The 18,581-nt window shown below is 57.1% G+C and carries 11 protein-coding genes; 2 read left to right on the top strand and 9 right to left on the bottom strand.

Annotated elements, in window-relative coordinates; genetic code table 11:
* Positions 1-28: 28 nt before the first annotated feature.
* Positions 29-802: a cyclic-guanylate-specific phosphodiesterase gene (gene pdeH / locus JGC47_RS00365; RefSeq protein WP_004161049.1), complete on the bottom strand. Its 774-nt coding sequence runs from the start codon at positions 800-802 to the stop codon at positions 29-31.
* A gap of 250 nt (positions 803-1,052) precedes the next feature.
* Here pdeH and JGC47_RS00360 point away from each other — a divergent pair, with 250 nt between their 5' ends.
* Entirely contained in the window at positions 1,053-1,262 is a 210-nt protein-coding gene (locus JGC47_RS00360) for a hypothetical protein (protein WP_033477755.1), read from the top strand.
* A gap of 135 nt (positions 1,263-1,397) precedes the next feature.
* Here the strand turns inward: JGC47_RS00360 and JGC47_RS00355 are convergent, their stop codons facing one another.
* From JGC47_RS00355 to hmsP, 3 genes are all read right to left on the bottom strand, one after another.
* The gene (locus JGC47_RS00355; protein ID WP_004161051.1) at positions 1,398-2,870 is read right to left on the bottom strand and encodes a M16 family metallopeptidase; all 1,473 of its coding nucleotides are present in this window, start codon (positions 2,868-2,870) and stop codon (positions 1,398-1,400) included.
* Between the two features lie 298 nt (positions 2,871-3,168).
* The gene (locus tag JGC47_RS00350) at positions 3,169-4,443 is read right to left on the bottom strand and encodes a dicarboxylate/amino acid:cation symporter (protein WP_004161052.1); all 1,275 of its coding nucleotides are present in this window, start codon (positions 4,441-4,443) and stop codon (positions 3,169-3,171) included.
* Positions 4,444-4,635: 192 nt separating this feature from the next.
* Entirely contained in the window at positions 4,636-6,630 is a 1,995-nt protein-coding gene (hmsP, locus tag JGC47_RS00345) for a biofilm formation regulator HmsP (RefSeq protein ID WP_004161053.1), read from the bottom strand.
* A 333-nt stretch (positions 6,631-6,963) separates the two neighbouring features.
* On the opposite strand from hmsP, the gene bcsE reads away from it, so the two are divergent.
* Entirely contained in the window at positions 6,964-8,421 is a 1,458-nt protein-coding gene (gene bcsE / locus JGC47_RS00340; RefSeq protein WP_004161054.1) for a cellulose biosynthesis protein BcsE, read from the top strand.
* Here the strand turns inward: bcsE and JGC47_RS00335 are convergent.
* Genes JGC47_RS00335 through bcsA form a run of 5 tightly spaced genes read right to left on the bottom strand, consistent with a single transcriptional unit; the run spans position 8,418 to position 18,522 of the window.
* Positions 8,418-9,392 (bottom strand): glycosyl hydrolase family 8, encoded by a 975-nt coding sequence (locus tag JGC47_RS00335; RefSeq protein WP_004161055.1) that lies wholly within the window; start codon positions 9,390-9,392, stop codon positions 8,418-8,420. The two genes, bcsE and JGC47_RS00335, sit on opposite strands and share 4 nt — an antisense overlap.
* A gap of 35 nt (positions 9,393-9,427) precedes the next feature.
* Entirely contained in the window at positions 9,428-9,895 is a 468-nt protein-coding gene (gene bcsD / locus JGC47_RS00330) for a cellulose biosynthesis protein BcsD (RefSeq protein ID WP_004161056.1), read from the bottom strand.
* Positions 9,896-9,897: 2 nt separating this feature from the next.
* Positions 9,898-14,001 carry a cellulose biosynthesis protein BcsC gene (locus JGC47_RS00325; protein ID WP_004161057.1) on the bottom strand — a complete coding sequence of 1,368 codons (4,104 nt, stop codon included), beginning with the start codon at positions 13,999-14,001 and terminating at the stop codon, positions 9,898-9,900.
* Entirely contained in the window at positions 13,931-16,426 is a 2,496-nt protein-coding gene (bcsB, locus tag JGC47_RS00320) for a cellulose biosynthesis cyclic di-GMP-binding regulatory protein BcsB (protein ID WP_013036310.1), read from the bottom strand. The genes JGC47_RS00325 and bcsB overlap by 71 nt, the downstream gene beginning before the upstream one ends.
* Positions 16,423-18,522 (bottom strand): UDP-forming cellulose synthase catalytic subunit, encoded by a 2,100-nt coding sequence (bcsA, locus tag JGC47_RS00315; protein ID WP_004161058.1) that lies wholly within the window; start codon positions 18,520-18,522, stop codon positions 16,423-16,425. Before bcsA ends, bcsB begins: the two co-directional genes overlap by 4 nt.
* Between the last annotated feature and the right edge of the window lie 59 nt (positions 18,523-18,581).

Genomic DNA, 18,581 nt, shown 5'->3' with positions numbered 1-18,581 from the left:
AGCATAGTCGAGACGTTAGCAGATGCCATCAGATGACATGCATTGGCAGGGTATCCAGCAGTTCAATCGGCACGGGGCGGGAAAAAAAATAGCCCTGGGCTGCACAGGCCGGGGAGTTACGCACCTGCTCCCAGTCTTCCCGAGTTTCGACACCTTCAACAATCACCCCTTTACAGTAGCGATTGATCAACGCCAGTAGCATACCGAACAGGTTGCGTCCCTCTTCGCTGGCACGCAGCAGGATAAACAGCTCACGCGCCAGTTTGATATAGTCATATTTCAGTTCGGTCAGGGCGGAGAAGTTCGCCATGCCGGAGCCAAAATCATCCATCCAGAGGGGCCCAAATTCCGGCATTTGCGTGGCGATCAGTTCCTGCGGCAGCACATGGTGCTCGACCAGTTCAAAACGCAGCCACGGGCAGCGTGCGATCAGCCGGCGCAGCGTGCTGTTCTGCCGGGTAGCTAACAGCGTAGACCCGTCAATGTTGACCGAGGCAACGATATTAGTGCTGATGAATTTCTTTTCCCATTTCACCAGCGACTCCAGCTGTTCGACGACGATATCCAGCCGCTGCGGAACCTCAAGCGTGGCAAAATAAAGCTCCGGTGATACTTTCAGGCTCGGGGCGGCCGGGTGAAACACCGCGGTGAGCAACTCAATTGCCATCAGACTTCCGTTCACCCGATAAATGGGCTGGAAGTGATAGGAACGCCGACACTGCTGCCAGTATTCAGGTTCTTCTGGCTGCTTTAGTTTAACAATTGAGGAAGGAAGCCGGTGGCTGAGCGCGTTCAGCACCATCGATATGATCCTTTGTCTGTGAGACCGCCTTCAATGGGCATCCCGTATTGCAAGTATCGGCAACGTCCTGGATAATTTCAGCTTTGCCGCCACATTTAGCAGGGCAATAGTAACAAAGCGGCGCACTTTTCAATCGCCAAAACAGCTGCACCTTAGGCCGTTTCATCCGCAATTGGCGCAAGCTCAACCCGCAACTTGATGGTACTGAAAACCTGTTTGACGTCAGCGATCGGGTACCAGGGCGCGTTGATTGAGGGCTGGCTGGCGTCACGCGCGCCGCAAAGAGCAGCCAGCCGTCGTGCTGCGCATCGATCACCGCCCCACGCTTTACGGGCGTCCAGTCGTGCTTGCGTATGACCTGCTGATGTTGCAGGTGCTGTTTGTTCAATGCCAGTTCAGCATGATTATGGAAAGCATATTGCTGCGCGCCCGTCGCCGGGCTGAAGAAGCGCCCCGGTAACGAGGCTGACTTAAAGCGTAGCAGCGGCAGTGGCCTGAGATCGACACTACGCTGGCGAGATTTTAGCTAATGGGGTACGGGGACACCCTCCGGCGGATCAGGGCAGCCGACCATGGCCGCCTGTGGACGGGGCGTTCAGGATGCAGGCGCGGTGTTTTCACCGACGGTGGCTGCCGCCGGGGAAGTCACCCCGGGCGTCATCATCTTCTGCCAGTTTTCCTGCAATAGCTTCACGTTGGTTTCCGCTTCGCCTTGAGGCTGCATCAGCACCATGGTCATATCTTGCGTCAGCTGCTGGCGTAGCTCCTGATTGAGCATATCCAGCGTCATCCCGGACAGGAACGTCTGGCGCAGCTTCTGATATTGTTCCGGGGCAATGTCCACCACTGCGTTTTGCTGTGAACGCAGACGCTGGCTCATCAGCACGCTGGTATCGGTACGGGCATAGGTGGCAAACAGCTTGCTCAGTTCGGCATTTTTCTGCGCCATCAGCGCATCGAACTCCTGCTGCGTCAGTCCTTTATCTCGCACGGTAACCATCTCTTGCGCCATCAGCCCAAGATTGTCGTTCAGTGCCGCGTTGTCCGCATCCATATTGATGGCACACTGGGCGCGCTGATACAGCACCCGACAGTCGAAGCTGACCTGCATACCCGGCGTTTTTTTGTCGCTTAGCGCTTTTTGTACGTGCCAGAACAGCGCTTCACGCGCCAGATCGCTCTGCCAGTAACGCAGCAGGCTGGCCGATTCGCGGATCGGTTGCCACGGGTTATCCCATACCAGCGAAAGACGATCCTGGCTGATGGCATTGTTAACCAAATTCACCGGCTGCTGCGGTAAAGGAGAGAGAGTTGGCATCGCGGCTGGCTGGTCACGTTTGCCTGCCAGCGGGGAGAAAATTTTATTGATCTGCTCCACCAGGCCACGGCTGTCGACGTTGCCCACCACAAACAGCGTCATTGCATCCGGCGTGTACCATTGCTTGTAAAAGGCATTGAGCTGGGCGAGGTCGACCGGCCGTTTCACGGCGGCGGCAGGATCGTGCGCCAGCATGGCGGAGCTATTCAGACGATAGCGCCACCAGACATCCTGCGTATTGCCCGGCCACGTCGCGCCGGGGTCATCGGCTTGGATAGCCGTATCCACCACCTGCTGATTAATGGTCATTTTGCCTGCGGTTGCCGCCAGCCAGCTCAGTGCTTCTTTTAGCACTTCCGGGCGGTTATTCGGCAGACTGAGGTTATACAATGTGAAGTCGTACGAGGTGATGACCGGCGGATTTGGGTGCTGCGGGTCGATGCTCTGCTGCCAAAGCGAGCGCTGCTGAGCAGGATCCAGCCGGGCGTTGTGAACCAGCGACAGACGCGGTAAAAGATGACTGTAACCTTCCTGTTGCACGCTTTCCACCATAGATCCGGTGTTCACCCTCAGGCGGATCTCAACGCGGTCACTGGGCCGTTGAGGCGTGGTGAGCAGCTGCCAGCTGAAACCATTGGCCAATTTTCCCTGCTGCCAGGCGGGGTCGGGTTGCAGTGTTTCAGCCTGCGCAATACCGGCTGCTGCCAGCAATACTCCCCCAACCAATAGACGAATTCTGGTGTCCTGCATGTGAACCCCTACTCAATCACTAACTCAAATTAATAACCGGTGAGCTACGGCCTGCTGCAATCACGCGATGAGAGATCCCCGCTAAATTTCCTGTGACTCGCATTATTTGGCTACAACCTGGCAAAGCCGCTGTTTTTTAAGGAACAGCCTGTTAGACCACGCACCGACAAGGATGTCACACAGCGCCATAAAATTTCTTAAAACAGATGGGGGTTATTATGCAAATGCCCGCCGTGAGGGCAAGTCACGACGGGCATTTGTGGCCATTTTTCACAAATTAACTCAGGGTTAACTGATTTCAGGCGGTTTTTACCTCTTTTTTCCCTTTACTAAGCGTCTCCGTTAGCTGCTTCTGATCCAGCTGGCCCACCCACTTAGCCACCACCACGGTCGCCACGCCGTTACCGATCAGATTGGTCAGCGCACGGGCTTCGGACATAAAACGGTCAATGCCGAGGATTAGCGCAAGCCCCGCCACCGGCAGATGACCGACCGCAGACAGCGTTGCCGCCAGCACGATGAAACCGCTGCCGGTCACACCTGCAGCGCCTTTCGACGAGAGCAGCAGTACCACCAGCAGGGTGACCTGGTGCCAGATATCCATGTGGCTGTTGGTTGCCTGGGCAATAAACACCGCCGCCATGGTGAGATAAATCGAGGTGCCATCAAGATTGAAAGAGTATCCGGTGGGAATAACCAAACCCACCACCGATTTCTTACATCCCAGGTTCTCCATCTTAGCCAGCATACGCGGCAGCGCGGACTCCGATGAGGATGTGCCAAGGACGATCAGCAGCTCTTCTTTGATATAGGCGATAAATTTGAAGATGTTAAAGCCAACCACGCGCGCAATCACTCCCAGCACCACCACCACAAACAGCGCACAGGTGATATAGAAGCAGATAATCAGCTGGCCAAGTTGCACCAGCGATCCCACACCGTATTTACCAATGGTGAAAGCCATCGCGCCGAAAGCGCCGATCGGAGCCAGACGCATAATCATATTAATGATGCCGAAAATAACGTGGGAGAAGCTGTCGATAAAGTTAAATACCAGCGTGCCTTTATCGCCCATACGATGAAGCGCAAAGCCGAACAGAATGGCGAACAGCAGAACCTGCAGAATATTGCCGCCGGCAAACGCGCCAATGACGCTGCCGGGAATGACATCCAGCAGGAACGCAACAACGCCCTGCTGCTGCGCCTGCTGGGCGTAAATCGCCACCGCTTTGGCATCCAGCGTCGCTGGGTCAACGTTCATACCCGCGCCGGGTTGCAGCACGTTGACTACCACCAGACCGATAATCAGGGCAAGAGTGCTGACCACTTCAAAGTACAGCAGCGCCACCGCACCCGTGCGCCCGACAGCTTTCATACTTTCCATACCGGCAATCCCGGTTACAACGGTACAGAAAATCACCGGAGCAATAATCATTTTGATGAGTTTAACGAAAGCGTCACCCAGCGGTTTCATCTGCGCGCCCAGTTCAGGGTAAAAATGGCCGAGCAACACACCAATGGCGATAGCAGTCAACACCTGGAAGTAAAGGCTTTTAAACAGAGAGGTTTTCATAGGATTTCAGTTAACCACTTTAGTTATAATCAGAAGAAAGATAACGCGAAAGTAACACCTGACTAACAGGATAGATATATGGCGAGCGGGGCGGATGCCGCAGATAATTCATTTTTATGAGCTGAATCACTTCAGTTCGATGTTGTGAAACTAAAGAAAGTCAGCGCGCGCGAGCAGAGCCTGGCGCGGTGGTCAGTAACTGGCCAGATAGCGCTGATTAAACTGCGCCAGCGGCAGCGCTCCCGCATAGAGATACCCCTGGCCGAAGTGGATCCCACAAGCCAGCAGCCGCGCGCGTTGCTCATCGGTTTCGACGCCTTCTGCAATCACGTCCAGCTTAACGATCTCGGCAATCGCCGCAATGATACGCACCATGGTGTCATCGTATGGCAGCACCGTCACAAAGCTACGATCCATCTTCAGCTTGCCTATCGGCAGGGTTTTAAACTGGTTCAGCCAGTTGAGGTTGGCATAACCCATGCCGAAATCATCCAGCGCGACGGCAACGCCGGTCTTTTGCAGCTCCTGCAATAACAGCAGTGCCTGCTCCGGCTCGCCGATCTGGGCCGTTTCGGTGATTTCCAACACCAGGCTACCAGCACGGATCCCATAGCGTTGGATCAGGGCCTGCAAATGAGTCACCATCGCCGCCTCGCGCAGCTGGATGGCGGACAGGTTGACGCTTAGCGTCAGCTCACAGCCGCGCTGTTGCCACTGCGCCAGGATGCGGCAGGATTCTTCAAATACCCAGCGCCCGAGGATGGCAATTACGCCTATTTCTTCGGCGTTGGCAATGAGATCCTCCGGCAGTGACCAGCTGCCATCGGGTTGGCGCATGCGCAGCAGTGCTTCGGCGCCCACCAGTTGACCGCTGCGCATATCGACCTGCGGCTGTAGCCACAGCGCAAATTTTTCCTCTGCCAGCCCCTGTAAAATGTCATGTTCCTGCGTCAGCCGCTTCTGCGCCCGCTGGGCCAGCACCACATCAAAAAACAGGATCTGGTTCTTGCCCTGGTGACGCGCCGACATCATCGCCGAGACGGCGCGCGCCAGTAGTTCGGGCGCGCTAAAGCCCGCTTCACGCTGCGCGATGCCAATGCTGATATTAGGCCGCAGCTGCATGTGCTGGAGCAGCACCGGCTGATTGAGCTTCAGCATCAGGGTACGCGCCAGCCGCAGCGCGCGGAAGGGATTGTTAGCGCGCTTAATCAGCAACGCAAAATCACCGATCGACAGCTGCGCCAGAACCGTGCGCTCATCAATACAGCTGCGAATTTTGCTCACCAGCGTCAGCAGCAGGGCATCGCGCCGTTCGTCAGTCACCAGGCCATTGGTCTCCAGCAGCGTTTCGATACGCAGCACCATTACCGTAAACACACCTGAGCGACCGATCGCGCGCAGATGCTGTTCCAGCATGGCAAGGAATAAGGTTTGGTTCGGCAGATCGGTCAAGGTAAAACGGGTACTCTGACGGCTCATCTCATCATGCATGGCGCACAGCGCCTGCTGATTGCGGTTGTAGTTGCGGATAAGAAGACCTATCTCATCATTACGATGATGCTTAGGCAGCAATAGCTGGTGGTGAATCGCCTGCTGCGGCGTGAGATCTTGCAGGGCGTTGGCAATATTGCGCAGCGGCCGCACTATCAGGCGGTTTATACACCAGCTGATTGAGACTGAGAGGATCAGCGCCAGCAGCAGATAGGCGGTGACCATCGTCGATACAGCACTAAGAATAAACTGATAAACACGCCACGAATCCGCCTGCAAAACCAGAAATGCCAGCGGTTTCGGGTTGGCAGGTTCAACCGAATAGAGCGGGACAGTAATCTGCACCGGCAGTTCAAACAGCCGGGCGATAAAGTGCGGGATCGGCCTCTCCGCGGCAAACTCGGTATGCAGCGCCTGTAATCCGTTGGGCAATAACACTTCTGCCCGCGCAAGGATCCCGGCCGGGCGCAGCGAGTTAAGGATAAGTTCAGCCTGCGGGATATCTGCTTTTAGTACCGCCTGCGACAAGGGCTGGCGCACGGTATGAGCCACGTTCTCCATCTGCTGGGCATAGTCAATTCTGCGCTGCTGCACAAAATGAAAAAGCTGGATAACGATAAAGATACAAACGGTGACCAGCGCAACGCTGGAAATGGTCGCCATTTGCTTAATCTTTAATGAACGGCTGACGCGCAAGCAAACTCTCCGAAGCGCTGAAAGGGTTTTTCAACGCATTTAAGGCCAAAACAGCCTTGAGTATATCCTAAGGTAACTACTTGTTAAGTTACCACGCTTCGCCAGCCGCCGTTTAAGTGTTTTCCTGGATGAGGCGATCGGCAGGTGAACAGAGCCGCGCGGCGGGTACAGAACTAAGCCAGACTGCAGAACGCCAGGTTTCACAGATGAAAACGTGATAAATGATCCGCTGACGCGTTTTAAGCAGTGATGTATATTGAAATGAATAATCACTGGTGCTGAAATGTCATTCACACCAGCTTCCCCCGAATGATTCCCGGTGCGCATAACGTTATGACGATGTCATTTACCCTGGGCCTTGAACAGGTGCAAAACGAATTAATCCAGATGAAAACCCCTGGCTGCTATTGGGTAATGGTCAACCGACAGCAGGATGCACATCTGCTGGTGCGTCAGACCATCGCTGCGCACGCGGCAATCACCCTGATAAGCCATGCCGCCGGGGCAAACGAAGATTTACTGCCGCCGATCGATGCCGGCGTGCGCGATCGGATCGCGTTGTTTTCTCTACCGGATGCGCCGGATGCGCTGAACGACCTGACCCAATATCTGTCGCGTGGCGTAAACGATAATCCGGGACTTCTTCTATTTTGTGCCGTGTTGAGTACATGGGATAACCTGTCCGCTGACCAGCTGGCCCAGTGGCTAAAGGGGATGCAGCAGTGGTTAGCCCGCAAACAGCTAACCATGCTGGTTATTACGGAGGGGGGCGGGGTCGATATCGCGCAGCATGATTTGCATGCGTGTTACCGCCACCTGGAGGGGTTGTCCCACCTGGCATGGCAGCAGGGAAGCTGGCATTACCGCGTTCACTGGTGGGGCCATGGCGGCCGCTTGCTGGCCGACCGCCTGCTGTCTCTTGACGTACAGCACGGGGTTTTCACTCAGATTGTTCCAGGCCAGCAGGGCGCTCTCTCAGAATGTCATGATGAAAACCTGTATCTGGTGGAAAAAAACGTGCTGGCAGGCGCGGCGCCATTGCCAACGGTGAACTGGGCGCTGTTTGAGGGTAACGGCCAGTTGGCGCAACGTGCGCAGCAGGCCAGCAGCGCTACCGTGGTGTTTAGCCTGCAGCATCATCACCAGATTGAGGCACTGGCCGGCGATATTCACCAGCTGCGGCGTACGCGCGGCAGTCGGCTAAAAATTGCAGTGCGTGAAATGCAGCAGGCGCTGCGCCGCAGCGACGAACGCCTGCTGCTGGCCTGCGGCGTCAATACTATTTTGCCGTCAAACGTGCCGACATCGCGCTGTCTGGCTGCCCTTGAGGGGTTGCAGGGGCAGGCTTATAACCGCCACGTTCCGGCCGAACTCGCCGTACTGCTGAAATCCCTGCAGCCGATACAGGATAAAGGCTACCTGCCACCAACACAGTTCTGCCATGCGGTAACGCGAATGATCGGCAACCGGCTGCTGCCGGAAAATGGCAAAGGGCTGCTGGTCGCGCTGCGCCCGGTGGCAACCCTGAGCACGCAGCAGGCGCTGATGCTGTGCAGGCCAAGGCGCTTTGGCGATCTGGTGACGCACACCGAAGATTGCCTGTATCTGTTCCTCTCTTTCTGCCACTACCACCATCTTGAAACCGCGCTGAAGTTTATCTTCCCCAGGCCTGCCGGGGAAATCTTCGTCGACCTTCAGGTGTGGTTCGAAGATTTGCTCGTCTGCGCTGAATTGCAACACATCACCGCAAGGGGAGCAGATCCTGTCTCCGCTCCACCTTTCGTCCCTTAGCGGTCTTTAAACGCCAGCCAGGTTAACAGGTGCAGGCTTGATGAGTAATAGTCTTCACTGGCGCCCGGTGATCCATCGAGATATCCGGTGTCACCCAGGGTTAAATCACGCACCGCCAGCAGGCCGCCTGCCATATAGTAGGGAGCTTTGTTGTTGCTTATCACATCTACCCATGCCGGGGTTTGCAGGCGCTGGAAACCGGCCCAGAAACGCTGGAACGGCACCAGCCCTGAAGACGTGGCGTCGTACCAGTGCAGGTACAACGGAATACGGATCGCATCATAACTAAATCGTGGTGGCCAGGCGGTAGCCGGTGCCAGCGAGCCGTCGGCGTTCATTGCCACCCAGTCCAGCGGCAGAGCGGTATCGCCAAAATGCATTTCCGTGAGCAAATTCTGTCCGTCTCCAATCAGCTGCTCCCACACCTTTAAGTGACTGCGCCGGGCAAAATCACGCCACGCCGGGAAGACAAAATAGGAGGGGTTCAGCACCACGTAGCTGGTTTTATTGAAGCCCTGCACACCGGGCAGCATCACGGTGCGGCCCCCAAAGGCAATCACGTTATGCGCCACAATGGCCCGCTGAATACGGTCTGACTGCTGCAACCAGCCGGGAACCTGCCACTTTTCTCCCGCCTTCAGTAGCGCCCAGGCGATCAGTACATCCCCGTCGGAGGCATTATTTTTGTCGCTAACCGGGTCGCTGGCTCCGGGGGTGTATTTCCAGTAAAACAGGCCATTTTTCGGGTTACTGAGGTTGTTCTGCGTCCAGTGCCACAGCTTGTCAAAGCTGCTGCGGTCGTTGAAATAAACCGCCATCAGCATGGCATAGCCCTGGCCTTCGGTGTGGCTGACGTTCTGATTGCCGGTATCCTGAATCCGGCCATCGCTGGTCATAAAGCGCGTTTTGAAGCTGCTCCAGCCATCTGCGGCCATCGCCTGAGACATTCCCATTATGAGCGCCAACAGCATAAAGCCAGCCCTGAGTATGGCCATCTTATTAATCCTCAAACCTGATAACGAAAACGCAGCGAACAGTCGCCGGTCTCTTCAAGGGTCAGCCCGACCTGGTCGCTGCCGCCCTGACCACGCATCCAGCGGGCGTACAGCCCGCGCAGTACCGCGCCCATCGCCAGACGCCATTGCCGATGCGGCATGACGCCGTCACCGGCTGGCAGCGCGCTATGATCGATAACAATCGCGCCGTCATATGCTTGCAGGCAGACAAAGCCCCAGTTAAACCGCTCCAGTACCTGATTGATATTCCCTTCCAAATCGGCCACGGTGCGCGCTTTATCCAACGGATAACGTCCGGCCAGGTTGTCGCCCATCTGGCGTAAAAATGCCTGGATTTCCTGCTCGTCGGCATTATCCATCATGCCGCCTACCATCACGTTCACCAGATCAAACCAGCCCGGCTGAGACTGCCGTTGCCGGTGATATTGCAGCGTGCGTTCCTGGAGTAACTGACTCATGCTTATTTGCCCCCCAGCATGTAGCGCAAGTAGAGTTGTGCCGTGCTTTCGTTATAGTCACCAAAAGTGTCATAGCCAAGCTGGCCGCCAAGTGAGACGTTTTTGTTAATCTTGTAATCTGCGCCAGCATGAAGGTTATAGCCGATGCCGCTCTTACTGCTTCCGCTAAAATACGCTTCTTTGGCATAGCCCGCCGTAACCATCTCTTGCAGCAGTGACTGATAATCACTGTTATTCGGGAAGTAGGCACTGCTGTTCTGAGTATAGGACTGATAACCTACCGACCCACCCAGCCTGACGCGTAAATCGTCGTAAGTCTGCGAGAAGTCCACCGGCAACGACACGCTGATATAGTTCTGCGGACTAAAGTAGCCGCCCTGTCCGAGGCTGAAACCGCTGAGGTTTTTTGAGAAGTCCATCCAGCTGATATTCATCCCGGTTTTCAGCTCGCGATCGCTATAGTGAAACGGACGCACGTAAGCCCCGGCGTTCGCCATGAGTGCGCTGTTGCTGGCAACGTTTTCCCCCGTATAGCCGTAACCACCGGCACCCGCGTAGAATCCGGCATCGCCATCATCATAGCTTAACAATGCGTTAGCGCCGTTTTTGCTTACCCGTCCCCAGCTTTTACCCGAATAGGGATCCTTCACGCCCACATAGGAGAGCAGGCTGTCGGTCACCGCACGGCGTTCGCCGGTCAGGATCAGCGTCAGGTAGTCGGTCAGTTTCGGCGACCATTTGATGCCACCGACCAGGGTACTGAGTTCCTGGCCGAGCGGCGTACTGCCCAGGTCGATGCGGTAACCGTCGCCGCTTAACGCCAGGTTCAGCTCCACGCCGGATGCCGTCTGCGAATCCGAGGCGTCAGTGCTCGCGCGATCGACGTCAGCTTTACGCGATGAGGCAGCGAGATAATTCTTAAGAGCTGCGTTGTTATTGATCGCGTTGAGATGGCTCATCCCGCCGTTGGTGAACGGGTTATAGTCAGCCGCGTTAATCCCGTTCAGGCCATCCAACGCGGCCGCGACATCAGGATTAGCCGCATTGAAAGCAGTCACACCGTCGGTATTGCCGTTTGCGCTGTCCGTCGCGCGCAATGCTTTAAGGTGATCCTGTTCGTTCTTGATGTTCTGGATCTGATTGGCCACCGCAACGCCCGCCGCCCCGCTCCCCAGACGGCGATAGGCGTCGCCGCTGGCGCTGCCCGCGCTCAGGGTCATTGGCGTCACGGTGAAGTCAACACGCATATCGCCCAGCGGCGAACTCGACCAGGTAAGCGGCGCTTTGCTTTCGTTCAGCTGACTTAAGCCCTCTTCACCATCGCGGCCACGGATCTGTACCCCCGCCTGAACCCAGGTGCCGCTCTCTGTTTGCAGGGAGTCCATCATGGTATCGATCTGGCGTAACGTCTGATCCTGTGCGCTGGCCACCTGCGGCACGCTGACGCCATCAATGCTACGGTAATCACGCGCATCCGGGGCCTGCTGCCACGGCATGGCGTGGCCATAGATCGACGGGGAGGGAGCGGCTGACAGCGTGGTACGGTTGATAAACGGGTTATCCGCCAGCGCCAAACCACCCATGGCGGCCGGGCTACCTTGCAGGCCGATCATTTTGCCTTTCGCGCGGCGCAAGTAGCTTAGCGCCTGGCTGCGGTCGCCGTCTGCTTCTGATACTCGCGCCATTAACAGCAGGCGCTGCGCTGACGGTTCCCCGCGCAGCCCTGCCGCCAGCTCACGCGCTTTCGCCACGTCATTCAACGATAACGCACTGTTGATCGCCCCTTCACGCGCCTCCTGGCCCGGCGTATCCCGCGTCATCAGGTAGTCATAAACCACCGCCGCCTCTTTGTTCATTTTGCCGGACTGATACAGACGTGCCATGGCAAACATCAGATCGCTATTCTGCGGGTCCTGCTGCAGTGCGCCAATCAGCTTGTCATAGGCGGCTGCATACTGTTTGCGCGTGCGCAGCTCATCCACCTGATTGATCAACGCGCCGTTCAGGACGCCTGCCAGCTGCGCGCGGGTGCTGCGCGCCTGTAATTCGGGATTGTTGATGAAGCTTTGCGCTTCCGCGCCCAGCCCGGCCTGCTCCAGTACCGCCAACTGTGCCGCATAATCCCCCACATTACCCTGTACCCCGCGCTGCATATTGCTCCGCACGACCGACACCGCCGTGGGGAGATCGCCAGCCTGCGCCAGGCCTGCCGCCAGCTTACCCGCATCGACGGGGTTGTACGGTGGGTTGACCGCCAGCGCTCTCAAGGTATTGTCCGCGGCTGCCGGGAAACCCTGTGCCAGATAGCGCCGGGCCACCGCCATCTGCTGGTTGAAGTTCACCCGCTGCGCCAGGGTGCGCATATCCGCGTTCTGGCTGCGGGATGGAATGCGTGACAGCAGGCTCTGCGCCTGTGACCAGGCGCCGTTTTCGCTGGCAAACAGGGCGGCGGCATAGATTTCATTGCCGCTGGCTGCGGGACGAAAAGCGGGCTGCATGACGTCAGCGGCCGCCGCCGCATTGCCCTGCTGCTGATAAATACGCGCCAGATCGAGGCGTAACCAGCCGTCGCCCGGAAAACGCTGCACCCCCTGTTGCAGAATGCCGATCGCCCGTTGCGCATCGCCCGCCGCCAGCCGCTGTTGTGCTTCACGCCGCAGCGGATCGCTGGTGGCTAGCGGGCGCGGTGTCACCGCCTGACGGACGCTGGCCGGCAGCGAAGCCAGCAGGGTGTTGGCTTCGGCAGTGCGGTTCTGCTGGCGCAGCACGTAGAACAGCCCCTCCTGCGCCTGGCGGTTAGCGGCATCGGTAGCCAGTACGGCGCGATAGGTTTGCTCCGCCTGGCCCGGTTGATTCTCACGACGCAGCACGTCAGCATAGAACAGCTTAGCCGCTGTGCCTTTTTCGCCTTCTGCCTGGGTCAACGGCGCGCTCAGGCTCAGTGCCTGTGCGCTGTCGCCAGATTTCAGCGCCTGCCGGGCGCTGGCTAACCGGGCGTAGAAACGCGCATCGTCCGCCTGCTGCTGGCGCTGCTGGCTGTCGCTACCGCCCAGATTTGCCGCACGTTGCAGGTATTCCGCCGCCTGAGAATCGTGACCGCTACGCTGCGCAGCATAGCCAAGACCGGCCAGCGCATCCGCATCTTGCGGGTTGCTCTGCAATACCTGGTCGAAAGCGCTCTGCGCGCCGGCGATATCACCGCTGTTCAGGGCGCTAAAACCTTCGCCTTTCTCGGCAGCGGTCACATTTTTGCGGTAGTAGTCCGTTACCGTCTGGTCCTGCGGGTGGCGCTGCTGGAAATTCCGGTACAGCGGCGCATCCCCGGGCTGTGGGCCAAGCCACAGCAGCGCCTGGCGTAGGGAGCGGTCAGCCTCGGCGTTGCCGTCCGCCAAACCTTCCAGCACCTGCAAACCTTCACGCCGGGTGGCGTCCTGGTAAGTCAGGGCTTTACCGAGAGCCAGTTTCCCCCCGATATCCTGCGGATGACTGGCAGAGAACTGGCGCAAATTATCCACCGCCTGCGGCAGCAGGCGGCGGTCACCGGCCATGGTCAGATAATACTCCGCCGCCACGCTGGCCGGAGGCTGGTTGCCGCTGAAGGTGTTACGCCAGGTTTGCAACGCGGCGGCAGTGTTGCCGCTGCGTGCCTGCTGACGCGCCAGCGCCAACTGAGCCGCCGGCAGAGTTTGCAATTGCCGCGCATTATCCAGGCTGACCAGCCGCGGGTCCTGCGGCGAAACCTGACTCAGTCGATTGCGCCAGGTAGCCGCTTCGCTTGCATTGCCCCTTTGCTGCGACCACAGCGCCATCAGATACAAGGCCTGCACGTTGCTGCCGTCAACCATCAGGACTTTTTGCAGCGCCTCACGCGCTAAATCGTCATGGGATTTCTGATGCCAATAGTCAGCCTGCTCGAACAGCGCCTGCAATGCCGGATTGTTATCCACTGCCAGTGCCGCAAATGTCAACATCGACAGTGCAAGGCTGCTGCTGCTCAGCCAGCGCTGGCGCGCACGGCCAGTGAACTGAACAGGTTTATTTTTCATTGTCTTTTTTCTCGTCAGAAGGACGAAGTTTGTCCAGTGGATGCAGACGGCGCCGTGCATGGCGATCCAGCAGAACCCAGGCACTGAGGCCGATGACGGTGGCACAAAACAGCGCCAGCAACGACAGCATTACCGCATGCTGGTTGGCGTACCACACCACCATCATGTACCACGGCATTTCCCCGCTCGGAAACTGTGCGCCCACGCGGAAGCTGCGAATGCCATTTTCATCAGTGATGATTGCCGTGTCGCCACGGATCCCGGCGTTTATACGTCTGGAGGTCATATCATTATGCAGACGGCCCAGCTGTTGGTCGTTGGTCGCCAAGGCCATCACCATCAGACGGCTACTGTTCCACGGCGATCGGTAGCTGATAAAACCACGCCAGTCCTCGTTCGAAGAGAGGTAGCGATCTGCGGCCAGCGTCTGGCGATACCAGTCACCGTTCAGCCAGCCGCGCAGCTTATTTAGCAAACCGGGCACTTTGACGCCGAGCGTATGGTCATTTAGCTCATACGGGGAGTCGACCAGCATCTGCTGGGTAAATTCACCCTGAACCAGCGTGGAAACCGCCAGAATGTCGCTATTAGCCAACTTTTCACGCAGCGGGCCGTCGGACGGAACGCCAAACATCACGCTATTATGGAACAGCGCCACGCCGGTGGCATTACCGGAACGGCCAGCCATATCCAGCAGGGTGCTGATTTCACTGTCAGAGGGTTCTTCTGGCAGCATGAATACGGTCTGCGAGTAGTCGGCAAGGCGGGAGAACGGAAATGATGCGCCGACGAAATAAGCGAGGTTCGGCAACAGCGCAAAGTGACGGGTATGACTGAGATCGATAAATGAATTGTCCTCAATACGGCTCTTGATATTGTTATTGGCCAGAACGCTGCAGGGGGCGCTGTCCTTTGGCTTGATATCGAAATAGAGCTGCATCTGGTTGTCACCGTAGATCAGGTACGGATCGAGCCGCAGCGTATATTGCTCCAGACGCGCATCACCGCCGAGACGGTGCCAGATATTCTCCAGCAGCCCGACTTTGTTCACCGTCAGGTTGCGCAGAAAGGTGCCGTTCAGCGTGACGTTCAGCAGCGAGTTATCTTCATCAATCCAGCTTTCTGACGGGAAGCGGTAGTTCAGCCGGACCGGAACGCTGTCACCGTCCCACAGGAACAGATCCGGGGCGGCGCGGAAGTTGACGCGCAGCGCATCGTGCCAGATGCCGGTAGTGGTCAGGCTCTGATCTTTGCGCAACAGCTCACTGAGGCTTACCGGGCGATCGGTGCTGATCCAGCGCGGCGCATCATAGGGTTCGCGCAACGGCATATGCTGGTCTGCTACCGCCAGTTGAGGAGCATCCAGCTCCAGAGGTTGCAGCAGTCGCCAGCTGGCCTGACGTAGCGCCTCGTCATCCTTGCCAGTCACCAGCAGCAGCTTGTACACCGGGTTATCCGGGTTGTCGATAATTTGCAGTGACAGGCCTTCACCGGCTGGCAATGTCAGGCTGCCAATTTTTTCGCCGGGATGACCAAAGACCACCCCATTTTGTTCGGGCAGCTGGCCACGTATTACCGGGAAGCTGACGCCACGATAATCTGCCTGAATCCCCATCCAGGAGGCAATTATCGCCGCCGCACTCACTTCTCCCGGGGTGACATGGTGACCAAAGGTCATGGGGACGCTGGCCTGGCTCATACGCAGCGGGTCGATAAACGGACGCGGGAAATGGCGCAAACTGTTACCGATCTTCAGCTGTTGCCCTTCAAGCGCCAGCGTGGATTTCGGCAGGATCGTCACCTGATATAAGCGGGTGCTGTCACGCTCACACATCAGCCGATCCGCATCGTTGATTTTAAAGCTCAGATTATTGCTGGAAACCACCATCGCCGCCGGGATTTCCAGCTCGTAGTCTTCGCTGTTGTTCTCTGTCGCACCCAGCGGCAGCGTACCAAGCGGTTGGCCGTTAAGCATCAGCTGCAGTGAGGTATTGCGCGCCGCCAGCGCCTGCGACACCTTCAGCGACAGGTTCAGCCGCGCATGAGTAATGACTTCATCGTTGGGCAAGGTAAAGATGATGCCGGACTGCAGCTGCCCGCCGCTCAGGGTAATCCCCTGCTTCTGGCCCATCTCGGCTACGCTAAGGATGCTGGATGTCGGCTGGTTTAGCGCAGACATCGACGTAGCAGGCTGCTCATCGGCCACGGCTGAAAGGGGTGGATCCTCGGGCAGTACGCTGCCATTGCCCGCCAACGGGTCGTTTGGCATCACCGCACCGGGTGGATGGCCCTGCTGTGGCTCGATGCCTGCCCGGGAAGGTTGAGGTGCCGGGATCGCTCCCGGCGCAGCGGAAACAACATCCACCGGCGGCGGAATAGTTGCCAGCGCATTGCTATCCCCGGTAACGCTGGCCGCATCTGCCTGAACGCCACCGGGGGTTAACAGCGTATACAGGCAGAGTGCGCGTACGATTAATTGCTTCATGCCGCGCCATCCTCTTTCATTTGTGCCTGGCGTTTTTTCTTCGCGCGGCGGTCTTTCCACGACAGCCAGAACAGCTCAAATACGGTGCGAACAATGTTCAACAGCGAACGTAGCGGATTATCCTGATACTGCTGCGGTTTAAGCCACGCATCGGCACGCGACAGCACCACGCGCACCAGCTCACGCCGCCGCGCCAGCGGCATTTCCTCAAACTGCAGGCGGATTATTCCGTCGTGCGCGTCGATATACTGCACCGGAATTGAGATGGTGGCAGAATGCAGAATCACATCGATCGCTTCAATGCCATCATTTTCGTGGCGCTGGTCCGGCGCGTGGATCTGGGCGCCGCCCATTGACAGATTGATGGTATGAGTACGTGAGGAGATGCCGCTGGCATAGTGTACAATTGCGGGCAGATCGGCATCTATGCGGATGGTTTTACGCACCTGTTTGGTTTCACGCGCCACGGCAATCGCCGCCATCAGAATAATCAGGCTGAAGGTAGCCCAGCCGACGTTGAGCGCGATCACATAGCGGTCAACGCCGAAGTAATCCTGTGCCGTAGCGCGAACGATGCCGCTGACCACGCCGGCAAGCAGTAACAGGGCACAAATGACGTGCGGGCGCACAATGTTGAAGTCAAAGAAACCAACGTCCAGCAGGCCGCCTTTATCCGTGACGTTAAACTTACCGTGTTTAGGTGAAATCATCGTCAGCAGCGTAGGAATAATCAGATGGAACGCCATCACCGTTTCGTATATTTCCCCCCAGAAGCTGGCGCGGAAACGGCCATTGATGCGTGCGTTAACGTACAGTGACATCACCAGATGCGGTAACACATAAGCGAAGATCAGGCTGGCCGATGAGTGGATAATATTAAGATTAAACAGCAAATAAGCCAGTGGTGCGGTCAGGAACACCACGCGCGGCAGGCCAAACTGGAAATGCAGCATGGCGTTGAGGTAGCACAGGCGCTGCTGCCATTTAAGACCACGGCCGAGCAGCGGGTTATCGACGCGAAATATCTGCGTCATGCCACGCGCCCAGCGGGTTCGCTGAATAATATGCAGCCCAAGACGCTCGGTGGCCAGACCGGCCGCCAGCGGGATGGCGAGGAAAGCCGTGCGCCAACCCCGGCGCTGCATTTTCAGTGCGGTATGCGCATCCTCAGTCACTGTTTCTACCGCAAAGCCGCCAATTTCTTCCAGCGCGCCACGGCGAATAACCGCACAGGAACCGCAGAAGAAGGTGGCATTCCAGTTATCGTTACCCTGCTGTACCGGGCCATAGAACAGCGCACCTTCATTCGGAATTTCACGAGCGGCTTTCAGGTTACGTTCAAAGGGGTCCGGCGAATAGAAGTAGTGCGGCGTCTGTAACAACGCCAGCTTATCGTCTTTCAGGAAAGCACCCACCGTTGCCTGCAGAAAGGTCCGGGTGGCAACATGGTCACAGTCAAACACACAAATCAGCTCGCCTTTAGTGATTTGCATGGCGTGGTTGAGGTTACCGGCTTTCGCGTGGCTGTTGTTATCCCGGGTGATATAGCCCACGCCCGCATCGGCGGCGAAGCGCGCAAACTCACTGCGTTTACCGTCATCCAGCAGGTAAACCTTAATTTTATCCTGCGGATAGTCGATACATTGCGCCGCCAGGACGGTATCACGGACTACGTCGAGGCTTTCGTTGTAGCTGGGAACATAGACATCAACCGTGGGCCACAGGCTGACATCATCCGGCAGCGGTTGGATGGTGCGCTTAAGCGGCCATGATGTTTGCAGGTAGCCAAGAATTAATATAAGCCAGACGTAAAGCTCGGCAATAAATAAGCCAATACCCAAAATGGCTTCCACTTCTGAATTAAAGTGCAACGTTTCTGAGGCGCGCCAGTAAATATAGCGGGTCGACATCAGCGAGGAGAGGACAACCATCACCAGGGAAACTTTTCTGCTTTTGCTAAAGCCTAATAAAAACAGCAGCGCGATGGAAACCAGGCCAAAGATATATTGCTTTTGGCTGTCCATAGGAACAATCACAATAACCGCAGCCAGCGGGAACAATATCAGCAACAGCAGATAAAACAGGACTTTATTCATGAGTCATCCTGGAAAGCATATCGTTATCATACGTGACAAACTCGCCACACGTCCTCGGG

The sequence above is a fragment of the Erwinia amylovora genome (assembly GCF_017161565.1).
Lineage (GTDB): Bacteria > Pseudomonadota > Gammaproteobacteria > Enterobacterales > Enterobacteriaceae > Erwinia > Erwinia amylovora.
This window is presented reverse-complemented; position numbering and strand designations above follow the sequence as displayed.